This is a genomic window from Mesorhizobium sp. M0052 (genome assembly GCF_040323255.1).
Classification (GTDB): Bacteria; Pseudomonadota; Alphaproteobacteria; order Rhizobiales; family Rhizobiaceae; genus Mesorhizobium.
In genome coordinates this window covers 1-15,801 of record NZ_JAMYUS010000007.1, presented here as the reverse complement: position 1 = coordinate 15,801, position 15,801 = coordinate 1, and the positions used below count along the sequence as shown (strand labels likewise).

General features: G+C 64.2%; 12 protein-coding genes. 11 read left to right on the top strand and 1 reads right to left on the bottom strand.

Features of this window, described 5'->3' with window-relative positions; genetic code table 11:
- Positions 1 to 52: 52 nt before the first annotated feature.
- The 6 genes from yddG to NKJ77_RS10850 all read left to right on the top strand — a co-directional run bounded on the left by yddG (position 53) and on the right by NKJ77_RS10850 (position 7,519).
- Positions 53 to 979 (top strand): aromatic amino acid exporter YddG, encoded by a 927-nt coding sequence (gene yddG, locus NKJ77_RS10875; RefSeq protein ID WP_023832975.1) that lies wholly within the window; start codon positions 53 to 55, stop codon positions 977 to 979.
- A 465-nt stretch (positions 980 to 1,444) separates the two neighbouring features.
- On the top strand, positions 1,445 to 2,767 hold the full coding sequence (mnmE, locus tag NKJ77_RS10870) for a tRNA uridine-5-carboxymethylaminomethyl(34) synthesis GTPase MnmE (RefSeq protein ID WP_352535191.1): 1,323 nt from the start codon (positions 1,445 to 1,447) through the stop codon (positions 2,765 to 2,767).
- A gap of 432 nt (positions 2,768 to 3,199) precedes the next feature.
- A complete protein-coding gene (mnmG, locus tag NKJ77_RS10865; RefSeq protein WP_352535189.1) occupies positions 3,200 to 5,074 on the top strand; it encodes a tRNA uridine-5-carboxymethylaminomethyl(34) synthesis enzyme MnmG in 1,875 nt (624 codons plus the stop codon).
- The gene (gene rsmG / locus NKJ77_RS10860; protein ID WP_031197487.1) at positions 5,071 to 5,703 is read left to right on the top strand and encodes a 16S rRNA (guanine(527)-N(7))-methyltransferase RsmG; all 633 of its coding nucleotides are present in this window, start codon (positions 5,071 to 5,073) and stop codon (positions 5,701 to 5,703) included. The genes mnmG and rsmG overlap by 4 nt, the downstream gene beginning before the upstream one ends.
- 65 nt (positions 5,704 to 5,768) lie before the next feature.
- Positions 5,769 to 6,566, top strand: coding sequence for a ParA family protein (locus NKJ77_RS10855; RefSeq protein ID WP_023672118.1), 798 nt, complete (start codon positions 5,769 to 5,771; stop codon positions 6,564 to 6,566).
- A gap of 62 nt (positions 6,567 to 6,628) precedes the next feature.
- A complete protein-coding gene (locus NKJ77_RS10850; protein ID WP_023710318.1) occupies positions 6,629 to 7,519 on the top strand; it encodes a ParB/RepB/Spo0J family partition protein in 891 nt (296 codons plus the stop codon).
- A gap of 273 nt (positions 7,520 to 7,792) precedes the next feature.
- Here NKJ77_RS10850 and holA read toward each other — a convergent pair whose 3' ends face one another.
- A complete protein-coding gene (gene holA / locus NKJ77_RS10845; RefSeq protein ID WP_023702529.1) occupies positions 7,793 to 8,836 on the bottom strand; it encodes a DNA polymerase III subunit delta in 1,044 nt (347 codons plus the stop codon).
- A gap of 508 nt (positions 8,837 to 9,344) precedes the next feature.
- Here holA and NKJ77_RS10840 point away from each other — a divergent pair.
- The 5 genes from NKJ77_RS10840 (at position 9,345) to NKJ77_RS10820 (ending at position 15,694) form a co-directional block, all read left to right on the top strand.
- A complete protein-coding gene (locus NKJ77_RS10840) occupies positions 9,345 to 10,577 on the top strand; it encodes a 3-methyl-2-oxobutanoate dehydrogenase (2-methylpropanoyl-transferring) subunit alpha (RefSeq protein WP_023710316.1) in 1,233 nt (410 codons plus the stop codon).
- Between the two features lie 2 nt (positions 10,578 to 10,579).
- The gene (locus NKJ77_RS10835) at positions 10,580 to 11,593 is read left to right on the top strand and encodes an alpha-ketoacid dehydrogenase subunit beta (protein ID WP_023745906.1); all 1,014 of its coding nucleotides are present in this window, start codon (positions 10,580 to 10,582) and stop codon (positions 11,591 to 11,593) included.
- A 2-nt stretch (positions 11,594 to 11,595) separates the two neighbouring features.
- Positions 11,596 to 12,999 carry a dihydrolipoamide acetyltransferase family protein gene (locus NKJ77_RS10830; protein WP_352535187.1) on the top strand — a complete coding sequence of 468 codons (1,404 nt, stop codon included), beginning with the start codon at positions 11,596 to 11,598 and terminating at the stop codon, positions 12,997 to 12,999.
- A gap of 236 nt (positions 13,000 to 13,235) precedes the next feature.
- Positions 13,236 to 14,624: a dihydrolipoyl dehydrogenase gene (gene lpdA, locus NKJ77_RS10825; RefSeq protein ID WP_352535185.1), complete on the top strand. Its 1,389-nt coding sequence runs from the start codon at positions 13,236 to 13,238 to the stop codon at positions 14,622 to 14,624.
- A 206-nt stretch (positions 14,625 to 14,830) separates the two neighbouring features.
- The gene (locus tag NKJ77_RS10820) at positions 14,831 to 15,694 is read left to right on the top strand and encodes a glycosyltransferase (RefSeq protein ID WP_352535183.1); all 864 of its coding nucleotides are present in this window, start codon (positions 14,831 to 14,833) and stop codon (positions 15,692 to 15,694) included.
- Positions 15,695 to 15,801 lie beyond the last annotated feature (107 nt).

Genomic DNA, 15,801 nt, shown 5'->3' with positions numbered 1-15,801 from the left:
TTTCCATAGCTGTCGTCATGCGAGTAATCGCGTCTCGAAGATCGGAGGCCGCATGAAGAAAACAATCCCGACCCTGATCGGCTTCTCGGCCATTCTGACATGGTCGTTCCTGGCGCTGCTTTCGACTGCGGCTGGACCGATTCCGCCCTTTCAGCTGGCGGCGATGACGTTTCTGCTTGGCGGCTTGGCCGGCGCGTCGAGCTGGCTTGTCCGTCCGGCGGCGACCAAGTCGCTGCGCCAGCCGTGGCAGGTCTGGGCGCTCGGCACAGCGGGGCTGTGCATCTATCACTGCGCCTATTTCTTCGCCATCCAGTCGGCGCCGCCGGTCGAGGTCAGCCTGATCGCCTATCTCTGGCCGTTGCTGATCGTCGTCTTTGCCGCCTTCCTGCCTGGAGAAAAGCTTAGGGCCCATCACATCGCCGGCGTCGTGCTCGGCCTTGCCGGCGCCATTGTGGTGATCACCAAGGGCGGCACGATCGGACTGGCCAATGGTGTGATGAAGGGGCATGTCGTCGCGCTGTTCTGCGCTTTCATCTGGGCCGGCTATTCGGTTTTATCGCGCCGCTTTGGCAAGGTGCCGACCGATGTCGTCGCCGGTTACTGCTTCATCACGGCTGCGGTCGCCTTGGTGCTGCACCTGACGCTTGAGGCTACCGTCTGGCCACAGACGGCGACGCAGTGGAGCGCCATCGTCATCTTGGGCCTAATACCGCTAGGCGCCGGCTTTTACGCCTGGGATTATGGCTGCAAGCACGGCGACATCATGATCCTCGGCGCCCTCTCCTACGCGGCGCCCCTCTTCTCGGTCATCGTGCTTCTGCTGGCAGGCTTTGGTGTGTTTCACTGGTCGGTGGCTGTTGCTTGCATCCTGATCACGGTCGGAGCGGTGGTCGCGGCCAAGGATTTGCTGTTCGGGCCGCGGCCGCCATCCATTGATGTGAAGCCGCTTCCTTCGGCGTTGGACGGAAACACGGGTTGAGCTACCGGCGTCGCAGCAGCGGCTCGGTTCCTACGGATCCGTCGCCACCGGCATGATAGCGGTGCATAGCCCCGGTCTGCCGTCGGCGGCCGGATGCCACTGGCCAATGTTAAGTCGATTCGCATTCGTTCCAATCGGGCGACGATCGGCGTGACGCGGGTCGGGATTTCCGATTCGCAACCGGAACGAGGCTTTCCCCATGGGGAAATGGGCTCCAGCTTCACGGTTCCGGACCAGGAACAGGCGTTAACGATGCCTGGCCAGCCGTAGGGCTTGCTGGCCCGCCCAGAACTGCTTGGCGTCGGGATTAGGACCCGCCTGCTCGCACATGGATGACAAGGCGGCTATACAGATTTGGTATCCGGTCGCTCTCGCGATCGACCTTGATATTGACGGACAGCCGGTTCATGACGGCCGCGACACTGTGGGATTGTTGACACCTAGGCGACCGGTGAGAACGGGCAAATGATTTCGGGCGATTCGATCGTTGCGCTGTCCAGCGGGCGCCTGCCCGCCGGCATCGCTGTCATCCGCATTTCCGGACCGAGGACTCGATTCGTTGTCGAAACGGTGGCTGGTGGCACGGTCAAGGACCGGTGTGCGACACTGCGCAAGCTCCGAACGGTGAACGGATCGCTTATCGACAACGGCCTGGTGCTGTTTTTTCCTGGGCCGAACAGTTTTACCGGCGAGGATGTCGCCGAGTTCCACGTCCATGGCGGCCGCGCCGTCGCCGGCAAGATGCTGGAGATCGTCGCCGGCTTTGACGGCCTGCGTCATGCGGAGCCTGGGGAATTTACGCGCCGGGCTCTTCTCAACGGCAAGCTGGATCTGGTCGAGACGGAGGCGTTGGCCGATCTGGTCAACGCCGAAACCGAAGCGCAGCGGCGCTTTGCCGTGCAGAATGCGGAAGGAGTGCAAAGCGAACTCTATCTTGGCTGGCGCCATCGCCTGATCCATGCACGGGCCATGATCGAGGCGGAAATCGACTTCGCCGACGAAGACGACGTGCCCGGTTCCGTTTCGGACACGGTTTGGTCCGATGTGCGCGCAATGGTGGGGGAGATCGGCCGGCATGTCGATGGCTTCCATGCCGCCGAGATCATCCGTGACGGGTTTGAGGTTGTCATCCTCGGTGCACCGAACGCCGGCAAATCCAGCCTGTTTAACGCGCTGGCCAGGCGTGAGGCGGCGATTGTTACCGACGAGCCCGGCACGACGCGGGACTTGCTCGAAGTGGTGCTGGATGTCCACGGAGTGCGGGTCAGGGTAACCGACACCGCGGGCCTGCGCGAGGCGCCCGGCAAGATCGAAGCGATCGGTATCGAAAAGGCGCGGGCCAAGGCGCACACGGCTGACCTGGTGCTGTTGCTGGAAGATCTGGCGGACCCGACTGCGATCGGCAACATGCCTGTCGACGCCCCGGTTTTGAGAATCGGCACCAAGGTCGATCTCTTGAAAGGTTCGCCGCGATTGGAGGCCTATGATGCGTTGATCTCGACGGTGGACGGCACTGGGTTGGCTGAACTCCTGGCCGAGATCGGCAGGCGCGCCGCAGCTGCTATCGGCGATGCCGGTGATATCCTGCCGTCTCGGTTGCGGCATGTGGAGCTGCTCAATGAGACCAGGCGCTTTCTGATCTCGGCTTTGTCGGGGCAAGAGCGCGGCCAGGAGCTGCGGGCGGAGGAGCTGCGTCTTGCGGCGGACCGGCTTGGCCGGATTGTCGGCGCGGTGGATGTCGAGGACCTGCTGGACGTGATCTTTTCGCAGTTTTGCATTGGAAAGTGACTCACGTGAAACAGGGGGGGCGTGTGAGTGACTCACGTGAAACACAGGGGGCCGCCCAAGTGCGTGTTTCACGTGAAATGAGGAGTTTGGCAAAAACGCCAAGTGCCGAAGGGCGGCCTCGCCCCTCATTGTCCTCCCGGGCATTTCTCACCGTACAGTGACAGGGAGAAAGGTACTGTTATCCGGGATTTCGCCAACCACCGAAGCGCGCCAGCGCTTGAGCTCTACCCTTCTCCCCGTCACCGGGAGAAGATGCCGGCAGGCAGATGAGGGGCAGCGCCAGCCGAGGTAATTGTCGCCGCTTCCCGACTCACGTGAAACACCTCTGCGGCTTTCAGCACTCCGTTCCCCGTGAACGAATCAACCTGCAATCCTTGACAGCGTCCTCTCGTGGGGACATGTGTCGCGAAATCTCGGAATCTGGAAGGGACAATGATCGATCACTATGATGTGGTTGTGGTGGGCGGTGGCCATGCCGGGTGCGAGGCTGCGAGCGCTGCCGCGCGCGCTGGCGCCAGGACCGCGCTGGTCACGCTGCGCTTCGACACGATCGGTGTCATGTCCTGCAATCCGGCGATCGGCGGCCTCGGGAAGGGCCATCTGGTGCGTGAGATCGACGCCATGGACGGGCTGATGGGCCGCATAGCCGATGCTGCCGGCATCCAATTCCGCCTGCTCAATCGCCGCAAAGGCCCTGCCGTGCGCGGGCCGCGCACGCAGGCCGACCGCAAGCTTTACCGGCTGGCCATGCAGGAAGCGATTCGGCAGCAGAACGGTCTCGACGTCGTCGAAGGCGAGGTTCTGGACTTCGACATCGTGGATGGACGCATCGCCGCTGTGCTCCTGGCCGACGGGCGCCGGTTGGCGTGCGGCGCCGTGGTGCTGACCACCGGCACTTTTCTGCGCGGTCTTATTCACATTGGCGACAGGAAGATTGTCGCCGGGCGGATGAACGAGCAAGCGAGCCTTGGCCTGTCGGCGACGATGAGCCGCGCCGGTTTCGCGCTTGGACGGCTGAAGACCGGGACGCCGCCGCGGCTCGATGGCCGAACCATCGACTGGGCGTCGCTGGAAAGCCAGGCGGCCGACGAACATCCAGTGCCGTTCTCGCTGCTCACCGACACAATCAAGAATCCGCAAATCCATTGCGGCATCACGCGTACGACGCCGGCGACGCACGCGCTGATCCGCGCCAATATCCGCCGCTCCGCCATGTATTCCGGCTCGATCGAAGGCGTAGGTCCACGTTACTGCCCGTCGATCGAAGACAAGATCGTCAAGTTCGGCGATCGCGAAGGCCACCAGATTTTCCTCGAGCCGGAAGGGCTGGACGACGACACGGTCTACCCCAATGGCATTTCGACCTCCCTGCCCGAGGATGTGCAACTCGACATTCTCAAAACTATACCCGGGCTAGAGCGGGCGACCATGCTGCAGCCCGGCTACGCTATCGAATACGACCATGTCGATCCGCGCGAGTTGGAGCCGACGCTTGAGGCCAAACGTATTGCGGGGCTTTTCCTCGCCGGTCAGATCAACGGCACCACCGGTTATGAAGAAGCCGGAGCGCAGGGCCTGCTCGCCGGACTCAACGCCGCGCGCAAGGCGGCGGCCGACGACCAAATCGTGCTCAGCCGCACCGAAGCCTATATCGGTGTGATGGTCGACGACCTCACCAGCCGCGGCATTGCCGAGCCCTACCGCATGTTCACTTCGCGGGCGGAGTTTCGCCTATCGCTGCGCGCCGACAATGCCGATGAAAGGCTTACGCCTCTGGCAAATCAGCTTGGTATCGTGTCGCCGGAGCGGACGCGGCGGTTCAATGAAGTCACACAGGATCTTGATAGGGCGCGCGAACTCGCAGTTGCGACGACGATGACGCCCAACGAAGCGGCGCGGCATGGGCTGGAGATCAACAGGGACGGCGTGCGCCGCTCCGCCTATGAATTGCTTGCTTATCCCGGCGTCGATATCGCTTGGCTCGCCCGTGTTGTGCCGGCCTTTGGCGCAATCGATGTCAAAACCTCTGAGCGGCTCGAAACGGAAGCGAAATACTCGGTTTACCTCGATCGCCAGCAGGCAGATGTCGCACAAATCCGCCACGAGGAAAGCCGGCTGATCCCGGCGTCGGTGGATTTCGCCGATGTTCCTGGCCTGTCCAATGAGCTGAAGCAGAAGATGCTAACGCGTCAGCCCCGGTCGATCGCTGACGCGCAGCGTATGGAAGGCATGACGCCGGCGGCGCTGGCCATCATCGTCGCGCACGTCCGCAACGCCGAGTCGGCCGCCCAAAGGGCCGTTGCGTGAGCTCTGCCTCATGGGCGAGCCTGCAAGAGGCTGCGGGACCGGTTTCACGTGAAACATTCGATCGCCTGGTGGCGTTCGAACAGCTGTTCCTGAAATGGAACCGAAGCATCAATCTGGCCGCGCCGTCGACGCTGGACGACGTCTGGGGCCGCCACATTCTGGATAGCGCGCAACTGGCGCGAATCGCACCGCAGGCCAAACGCTGGGCCGATCTCGGCTCGGGCGGCGGTTTTCCGGGCCTGGTGCTGGCCTTCCTGCTGGTCGAACGCGAAGGCGCGTCGATCGATCTGGTCGAGAGCAACCGCAAGAAAGCATCGTTTTTGCAGGCGGTCATTGGCCAGTTCGGTTTGCCGGCACGGGTCGTCGCCCGGCGCATCGACGACAGCTATGCGCTTGTTTCCGCACCGGAAATCATCACGGCGCGGGCGCTGGCCGCGCTGCCGGCGCTGCTTGACCTGTCGGCGCCATGGCTGACCAAGGGGTCACGTGCGCTTTTCCACAAAGGCCGGGATTACCGCTCCGAGGTGGAAGAAAGCACTCACCGCTGGGCTTTCGATCTGGTAGAACATCCGAGCATGACCGACGCCCATGGCGTCATCCTCGAAGTGACCGATCTGCGGACGGCGTAAGCTCTCCTTCGCAACCTTGGCGACGCAATGAATACCTGGCCCACATGAATACCTGGCACAGACCCATGAAAACCGGACCTCGCATCATCACCGTCGCCAACCAGAAGGGCGGCGTCGGCAAGACCACCACCGCCATCAATCTGGCCACGGCGCTGGCCGCGATCGGCGAAAAGGTGCTGATCGTCGATCTCGACCCGCAAGGCAATGCCTCGACGGGTCTCGGTATCGACCGCAAGGATCGCACCGTCTCCTCCTATGACGTGTTGACCGGCGAACTGGGCCTGGAAGAGGCGGCCATTCCGACGGCGGTGCCCGGCCTGTCGATCGTGCCGTCGACGCTCGATCTGCTCGGCATCGAGATGGAAATCGCCTCGGCGCCGGATCGCGTGCTTAAGCTGCGCAACGCGCTGCGCGCCGCCACTGAGCGCGGTGCGCCGTTCGGCTATGTGCTGATCGACTGCCCGCCCTCGCTCAACCTTTTGACTTTGAATTCAATGGCGGCAGCCGATTCTGTTCTTGTGCCGCTGCAGTGCGAGTTCTTCGCGCTGGAAGGGCTCAGCCAACTCCTGGAAACGGTGGAGCAGGTGCGCCGTTCGATCAATCCGGACCTGATAATCCAGGGCATCGTGCTGACCATGTATGACGGCCGCAACAACCTCGCCAACCAGGTGGTGCAGGACGTGCGGGCACACATGGGCGACAAGGTCTACGAGACGATCATTCCTAGGAATGTGCGGGTGTCCGAGGCGCCGTCCTATGGCAAGCCGGCAATCCTCTACGACCTGAAATGCTCCGGCAGCCAAGCCTATCTGCAATTGGCATCCGAAGTGATCCGCCGCGAGCGAAAATTGCGCGCCGCATGATTAGGCAGGGTCGATAAACAAAGCCGATCCGGCACCGAAACGATCATGAATCTGGAATTGAGATGAGCGAAGACCTTTCGAGAAAGAGACTGGGGCGTGGACTGGCGGCGCTGATCGGGGAGATCGACCGCCCGGTGGCAGCGGCCGAAAAGCCGGGCTTGAATGCGGACGGCAAGGTGCCGATCGAATTCCTGAGCCCGAACCCGAAAAACCCGCGCCGGCACTTTGGCGACGCCGACCTGACCGATCTCGCCCAGTCGATCCGCGAACATGGCGTGGTGCAGCCGGTGGTGGCGCGGCCTTCGCCGACGCAGGCCGGGCGCTACGAAATCATCGCCGGCGAGCGGCGCTGGCGCGCGGCCCAGCGAGCCGGGCTGACCGAGATCCCGATCATCGTGCGCGACGTCAACGACCGCACAGCGCTGGAACTGGCGATCATAGAAAACGTTCAGCGCACCGATCTCAACCCGGTCGAGGAGGCGCTCGGCTACCAGCAGTTGATCGACGACCACGGCTACACACAGGCCGACCTCGGCAATGTCATCGGCAAGAGCCGCAGCCACGTGGCCAACACGCTGCGGCTGCTGAAGCTGCCCGACGTGATCCGCGACATGCTGGTCGACGGCGCGCTGTCGGCCGGCCATGCCCGGACGCTGGTGACGGCGCAGGATCCCGCCGGGCTAGCCAAGCAGATCGTCGAAGAAGGGCTTTCGGTGCGCCAGGCCGAGGCGCTGGCGCAGATGCCGGCGGGCGGCACGCCGCCCAAGGCAAAACCAGCACACGGCGCATCGGGCAAGGATGCCGACACGCTGGCGCTAGAAAGGCTGATGACCAACACGATCGGCATGATCGTGACCATCGAGCACAAGGGCAAAGGCGGCGCGATCCGCGTGGACTACCGCAGCCTGGAGCAGCTCGACGAGCTATGCCGGCGGTTGAAGGACGAGCGGTAGAAGGTTGAGGTTGCGCCATATTTAGCCGGCGAATGAAGTTCTGGCTTAGGATGAAGAAAGGGCTTGGCGGTTGCCGGCCCTTCTTTTTATTGGCGATTGCCGAAGGGATCGAACTGCTGATCTCCCCCCTTGAGGGGGAGATGGCCGGCAGGCCAGAAGGGGTCGTCTCGCATCAAGCGCCGACCTCGTTTGTCGTTGCGAAAGGCGCCAGCGCTCCACGCGCGGCGACCCCCTCTGTCGCCTTTGGCGACATCTCCCCCTCAAGGGGGGAGATCACCGCTGCGCCAGCCTCGCGCTCTCCACCGCAATGCTGAGCAGCGCCTGCCGTGCCAGCGCTTCCGACAAATCCGGCCTGCGCCTGGTCTGCAGCACGGCCGATTGCAGCCGGTTCAGCGCGCGGCTGAGCGCCTCGACGTTCCAGCGCTCCAGCGCCTTCTCCACCAGCTTGCGCCGCGAGAAAAACACCGGCGGACGGGCGCCGGCCATGGCCGAGGCGGCGTTGCGGCCGGCGGTGTCCATCTGGCCGCGCATGACCTGAAGCTGCTGCAGCTGCCGCATCGCCGAGGACAGCACCAGGAAAGGATGGCCGCCGGACAGGCAGTGGCGGGTGAAGGCGGTGTCGAAGTCACCGATCCTGCCCTCCAGCACAGCATCGACCGCGTCGTCGAAGGAGGCGCCGGAGACGTCGCCGGACATCGCCCTTACGTCGTCGAGGCTGATGTCCTTCTGGCCGTGGGCATAAAGCACCAGTTTTTCGATCTCACCGCGTGAGGCCAACCGGTCGCCGCCGAGATTGCGGCGCAGCGCCTGGCGTGCGTCGAGCGCCATCGACATGCCGGCCTTGCGCAACTCGTCGTCGATGACGCTGTCGATGTCGCGGGCTTCATCGGCGTAGCAAGGCAGCGCCATGGCGGTGTCGGCGGCCTCGACGATCGCGCGCAGTCCGACGCCCTTTTTCAGGTCGCCGGCCTCGATGAGAATGATGGCGTCGCGCGCGGGCTCCGCGGTCAGCGCCTTGACGTCGTCGGCCAGGGCCTTCTGGCCGCTGGCATTTCGCACCCACAGAAGCCGCCGGTCGGAGAACATCGGCACGGTGCGGGCTTCGTCGAGCAGCCGGCCCTGGTCGCGATCGACCTCCGCGCCATCGAGCCGGACGACTGAGAACGGATCGTCGAGCGACAGGCCGGTTTTCGCGGCAAAGGCTTTGGCCCGCTCGGCGACCAAGCCGCGGTCGGGACCGTAAAGCAGGACGATCGATATGCGCGCGTCAGGCTTCGCCAGCCACGAATCGACCTCGTATCCTTTTTTCTGCGCCATGGAGGGTGGTTAGCATGATGCGGTCGCTGAGTGAACGTTCTCCAAAGCGTTCGAGACCTTGGCGCCCTTCCTCTCCCTCCGGAGGGGGGAGAGGTGGCTCGGCGAAGCCGAGACGGAGTGGGGGAGCCACGTGGCAATCGCCGCGAACGGACAAAGGAAGGGCACTATTTCAAGCATTGCCTAGCGCCCAAGGGTCGACCCCCACTCCGTCGAGCTTCGCTCGACACCTCTCCCCCGATCACGGGGAGAGGAAAGCGCGAGTTCGCCGACCTTGGTGCTTTATCTCTCCCGGATGCCGTGAAGTGACTATCTACCGGAAATCCTGCAAAACTTTGCGCCTAATTGCGCGCTGCTCCCCAACATCGACAAGAAATTTCGCAGACATATCTGCATCTTGGGGTCGCCTGCCGGCCGTGACGCCGGATGGGTTGCGGCGCCCCATGAATTGGCGCTGTGCCGGGCGCGCGGATGTGCAAATATCGACGCAGCAAATGGGAGGACCATGGTCATGACCGATGCTGGGATGTTGCGGTTTCATGTGCCGGAGCCGGAAGTGCGGCCGGGCGGAACGCCCGACTTCTCCAACGTGCCGATCCCCAAGGCCGGCTCGGTGCCGCGACCGGACATCGATGTCGATCCGCGCACCATCCGCGACATGGCGTTTTCGATCATCCGCGTGCTCAACCGCACCGGTGAGGCGGTCGGGCCGTGGGCCGGGCTGCTCACCGACGAGGAGCTGCTCGAGGGGTTGCGCCACATGATGACGCTGCGCAGCTTCGATGCGCGCATGCAGATGGCGCAGCGCCAGGGCAAGACCTCGTTCTACATGCAGCATCTGGGCGAAGAGGCGGTGAGCTGCGCTTTCCGCAAGGCGCTGGCGCCAGGCGACATGAATTTCCCGACCTATCGGCAAGCCGGCCTGCTCATCGCCGACGGCTATCCGATGGTCACGATGATGAACCAGATTTATTCCAACGAGGCCGATCCGCTCAAAGGGCGGCAATTGCCGATCATGTATTCGTCGAAGGAGCATGGCTTCTTCTCGATCTCCGGCAATCTGGCGACGCAATACATCCAGGCGGTCGGCTGGGCGATGGCTTCCGCTATCAGCAACGATTCGAAAATCGCGGCGGCGTGGATCGGCGACGGCTCGACGGCCGAATCCGATTTCCATTCCGCACTGGTGTTCGCCTCGACGTACAAGGCGCCGGTCATCCTCAACGTCGTCAACAACCAGTGGGCGATCTCGACGTTTCAAGGCATTGCGCGTGGCGGCTCCGGCACCTTTGCCGCGCGCGGCCTCGGCTTCGGCATTCCGGCGCTGCGCGTCGACGGCAATGATTATCTCGCCGTGCATGCCGTGGCCAAATGGGCGGCGGAGCGGGCGCGGCAGAATCTCGGGCCGACGCTGATCGAACATGTCACCTACCGTGCCGGCGCGCATTCGAGCTCGGACGATCCGTCGGCCTATCGGCCGAAGACGGAATCCGACGCCTGGCCGCTCGGCGATCCGGTGATGCGGCTGAAGAACCATCTGATCCAACGCGGCGTCTGGTCGGACGAGCGTCACGCCCAGGCCGAAGCGGAAATCCTCGAGACGGTGATCGCGGCGCAGAAGGAAGCTGAAGGCCACGGCACGCTGCATGCCGGCGGCAAGCCGTCGACGCGCGAGATGTTCGAGGGCGTGTTTGCCGAGATGCCGCCGCATCTCAGGCGCCAGCGCCAGCAGGCGGGAGTCTGACCATGCCGAGACGGACCATGATCGAGGCGATCCGCGACGCCATGGACGTGTCGATGGCGCGCGACGAACGCGTCATCGTCTATGGCGAGGATGTCGGCTTCTTCGGGGGTGTCTTCCGCTGCACGGCAGGCCTGCAAGCGAAGTACGGCAAGAGCCGCTGCTTCGATGCGCCGATCAACGAATCCGGTATTGTCGGCTCGGCCATCGGCATGGCCGCCTACGGGCTGAAGCCATGCGTGGAAATTCAGTTTGCCGACTACATGTACCCGGCGTACGACCAGCTGACGCAGGAAGCAGCACGCCTGCGCTACCGCTCGAACGGCGATTTCACCTGCCCGATCGTTGTCCGCATGCCGACCGGCGGCGGCATCTTTGGCGGCCAGACGCACAGCCAGAGCCCGGAAGCGCTGTTCACCCATGTGTCGGGGCTGAAGACGGTGGTGCCGTCCAATCCGCACGACGCCAAGGGACTGCTGATCGCGGCGATCGAGGATCCCGATCCGGTGATTTTTCTGGAGCCGAAGCGGCTCTATAACGGACCGTTCGATGGCCATCACGACCGACCGGTGACGCCATGGTCGAAGCATGAACTGGGCGAGGTCGCCGACGGCCATTACACGGTGCCGCTCGGCACGGCGGCGATCCGCCGGGCGGGCTCGGCCGTCACCGTGCTCGCCTACGGCACCATGGTCTATGTCGCGCAGGCGGCTGTGGAAGAAACCGGCATCGATGCCGAGATCATCGATTTGCGGACCCTGCTGCCGCTCGATCTCGACGCGATAGTCGCTTCGGTGAAGAAGACCGGACGCTGCGTCGTCGTGCACGAGGCGACACTGACCTCCGGCTTCGGCGCCGAGCTGTCGGCGCTGGTGCAGGAAAATTGTTTCTACCATCTGGAAGCGCCGGTGGCGCGCGTCACCGGTTGGGACACGCCCTACCCGCATGCGCAGGAATGGGACTATTTCCCGGGGCCGGCCCGTGTCGGCCGCGCGCTTCTCGAAACCATGGGAGCCTAGGGATGGGCGAACACATCATCAAGCTGCCGGATGTCGGCGAAGGCGTCGCCGAGGCCGAACTTGTGGAGTGGCACGTCAAGGTCGGCGACCTCGTGCGCGAGGACTCGGTGCTTGCCGCCGTGATGACCGACAAGGCGACGGTGGAAATACCTTCGCCGGTCGATGGCGAGATCCTGTGGCTGGGCGCGGAGATCGGCGACACGGTGGCGATCGGCTCGCCGATCGTGCGGCTGAAAGTGGCGGGGGAGGGCAATGTCGGCGAAGGCTCGAAATTGTCAGAGGTCACGGCGGCACCGACCCCCACCCCTGCCGGGGCGAGCCACGGGTCTCGCCCGTCCTCCGGACCCCCACAAGAGGGAGGCGTTTCGGCCACGAAATCCGACGCCAAGTCGCCACCACCTGCACCAGCAGCCAAAAGCGCACGGGCAGCTGAGACTGAATCCCCCTCCCCCTTGTGGGGAGGGGCTAAGGGTGGGGGTGCTGCGCCGACATCTAAAGGTGCGGCACCCTCCGGCGCGCCGCGCCCGGAGGGCGAAAAGCCCCTGGCGTCGCCCGCCATCCGGCTCAGGGCGAAGGAGGCGGGGATCGATCTGCGCCAGGTGTCGGGTACCGGCCCTGCCGGCCGCATCAGCCACGAAGATATCGAGGCATTCCTGGCACGCGGACCGCAGGTAGCGAAGGCGTCGGGTCTGGCGCGCAATGACAGCGTCGAGGATATCAAGGTCATCGGACTGCGGCGCAAGATCGCCGAAAAAATGTCGCTGGCGAAGTCACGCATCCCGCACATCACCTATGTCGAGGAGATCGACGTCACAGCACTTGAGGAGTTGCGCGCGGCGCTCAACAAGGAAAAGCGCAAGGGTGTGGAGAGGCCGAAGCTGACGCTGCTGCCGTTCCTGATGCGGGCGATGGTCAAGGCGATTGCCGACCAGCCCAACATCAACGCGCTGTTCGACGACGAGGCCGGCATCATCCATCAGCATGGCGGCGTCCATATCGGCATTGCCGCGCAGACGCCGTCGGGCCTGGTGGTGCCGGTGGTCAAGCACGCCGAGGCGCGCGACCTCTGGGATTGCGCGGCCGAGCTCAACCGCCTGGCCGAAGCGGCGAAGTCCGGCACGGCCAGCCGCGACGAGCTGTCGGGATCGACCATCACCATCACCTCGCTCGGCGCCATGGGCGGCGTGGCGACGACGCCGGTCATCAATCATCCTGAGGTGGCGATCGTCGGCGTCAACAAGATGATGGTGCGGCCGGTCTGGGACGGCACCCAGTTCATCCCGCGCAAGATGATGAACCTGTCATCGAGCTTCGATCACCGGGTGGTCGACGGCTGGGATGCGGCGGTGTTTGTGCAGCGGATCAAGGCGCTGATTGAGACGCCAGCGCTGATATTTGTGGATTGAGGGGGCGGAACGACCGAGATGACGGCGGGACAGCGCCCCCCTCTGCCTTACCAGGCATCTCCCCCACAAGGGGGGAGATTGGACGTCACGCAGGGTTTCGCCAATCTCCATCGTTGCAGGAATGAGCGAAGCGAAGAAGCTGCTGATCTCCCCCCTCGTGGGGGAGATGTCCGGCAGAACAGAGGGGGGCGCGAAGGATCGCGACGGAACATTCCCTCGCATCAAAGGGTCACGCCATGAAAGAAATCTCCTGCAAGCTGCTGGTCATCGGCGCCGGGCCCGGCGGCTACGTCTGCGCTATCCGTGCCGGCCAGCTCGGCATCGATACGGTGATCGTTGAAGCCGGCAAACCGGGCGGCACCTGTCTCAATGTCGGCTGCATCCCGTCCAAGGCGATGATCCATGCGGCGGAAGAGTTCGAGAAGGTCGCGCATATGGCCGGCGGCAGCAGTCCGCTCGGCATCTCGGTAGCAGCGCCCGTGCTCGATCTCGGCAAGACGGTTGCGCGGAAGGACGGCATTGTTAGCCGGCTGACCGGGGGCGTTGCCGGGCTACTGAAGAAGGCCAAGGTCAAGACCGTCTATGGCTGGGCGACGTTCCGCGACGGCAAGACCGTCGCGGTCGAGACCGAGACCGGCACCCAGATCATCCGCGCCGAAACGGTTGTGATCGCCACCGGCTCGGCGACGGTGGAACTGCCGTTCCTGCCGTTCGGCGGCCCGGTGATTTCATCCACAGAAGCGCTGGCTCTCGGCGAGGTGCCGAAAAAGCTCGCCGTGGTCGGCGGCGGCTATATCGGGCTGGAACTCGGCATGGCGTTCGCCAAAATGGGCGCCGCGGTGACCGTGGTCGAGGCGCTGCCGCGCGTGCTGGCGCAGTATGATGCGGAACTGACCCGGCCGGTGGTGAAACGGCTGGCCCAGCTCGGCGTCGAGGTGATGCTTGGCGCCAAGGCCAAGGGGGTCAAGGGCAACGCGCTGCTGGTCGAGACCGCGGACGGCAAGAGCACCAAAATCGCGGCAGACAAGATCCTGGTCACGGTCGGCCGCAAGCCGGTGACGGAGGGCTGGGGCCTCGATCAGATCGATCTCGACATCGCCGGCAAGTTCATCAAGATCGACGACCAGTGCCGCACCTCGATGCGCGGCATCTATGCCATTGGCGACGTCACCGGCGAGCCGATGCTGGCGCACCGGGCCATGGCGCAAGGCGAAATGGTGGCCGAGATCGTCGCCGGCCACAAGCGCAGCTGGGACAAGCGCTCGATCCCGGCCGTCTGCTTCACCGATCCGGAGCTGGTGGCGGCAGGGCTAACGCCGGAGGAGGCGAAGGCTTCAGGCGAAATCAAGATCGGCCAGTTCCCCTTCGCCGCCAACGGCCGGGCGATGACGAAACTCGGCGAGGACGGGTTTGTTCGTGTTGTCGCCCGCGCGGACAACCATCTGGTGCTGGGCATCCAGGCGGTCGGGCAAGGCGTGTCGGAACTGGCGGCGGCGTTCGGCCTGGCGCTGGAAATGGGCGCGCGGCTGGAGGATATCGCCGGGACCATCCATGCGCATCCGACGCAAGGCGAAGGCTTCCAGGAAGCGGCGCTGAAGGCGCTGGGCCACGCGCTGCATATTTGAAGTGCGCTTACCCTCCCCCTTGTGGGGAGGGTCGATCCGCGTAGCGGAGCGGGGTGGGGGTCCTCGCCGACCGGGGGCGCTCCCCCCCACCCCGTCTCGCCATCTCCGCTTCGCTCCGACCGCGAGCCGACCCTCCCCACAAGGGGGAGGGTGGCCGCCCAGCCGTTGGTTGTCGCAGATCAGCGGAATGTACTAAGTGTCGGTCCATGGACACCGGCCTGAAGAAATACATCGCCATACGCTACAACATCGCCGCTGGCTTCAAGCCAAGCCAGTGGGACGGAAAGGGCCGCGCCAATCTCGACCCGGTCTGGCTGGTCGAGCGCCTGGCGTTGTTCGACACCTATTGCGCGTCGTCGCTCGAAGGCCAGTCGCTGAAGGATTTTACCGTCCTTGTGGCGTTCGATGCCGATACGCACGAGAACTATATTCGCACCGTGTGCAGCTGCGTGGCCGGTGTCGACGTCAGGCCGATCCTTGTCGAGGCGGGCGAGGATTACAATGATCGCTTCAATGCCTTCGTCCAGGCCGATACCGATGCCGACTATGTTTCGCTCACGCGGCTCGACAGCGACGACGCGCTGGCGCCGACCTTCATGGAGCGCGTCGAGCACTACGCGCGCCGGGAGATCGAAAAGCGTGTGGTGGACCTGCAGCCGCTCATTGCCTTTCCGGACGGCCAGAATTTCGACACGGCAAGCGGACGCTACACGCACCACGACTATGTCACGTCGGCGTTCGGCACGCTGGTCGAAAGGAGATCGCCGGCGATGAGCGGCGTCTACAGCGAGCACCACGCAAAAATGGCGACGCGCTTCAACACCGTCGTGGCGGCATCGAAGGGCGCGCAATGGTGCATCGTCATCCATGACAACAACGCCGCCAACGTGTTGAGGGGGAAGCCGGTCTCGGGGCCCTCCTTTACGGTGGGCCGACCGGGTGTCGAACCCGAGGTGCCAGCGCGAAGGCAAAGCGCGCCACGACAGGCGACGCAGCCCCGCATGGCGCCGCGGACCGCAGGCAACTTCATCCGGTTTCTGCTCGGACGACCGATGGCTCTGCGGAAGTAGCGGGCGCTTTACCTCCCCCTTTGTGGGCATAGGCGCTAAGATAGCTTTGGCATGGACTGAAATTTGCGCTTTCGCGGTGGCTCACGCCAGCGATATCGCAAGGCATG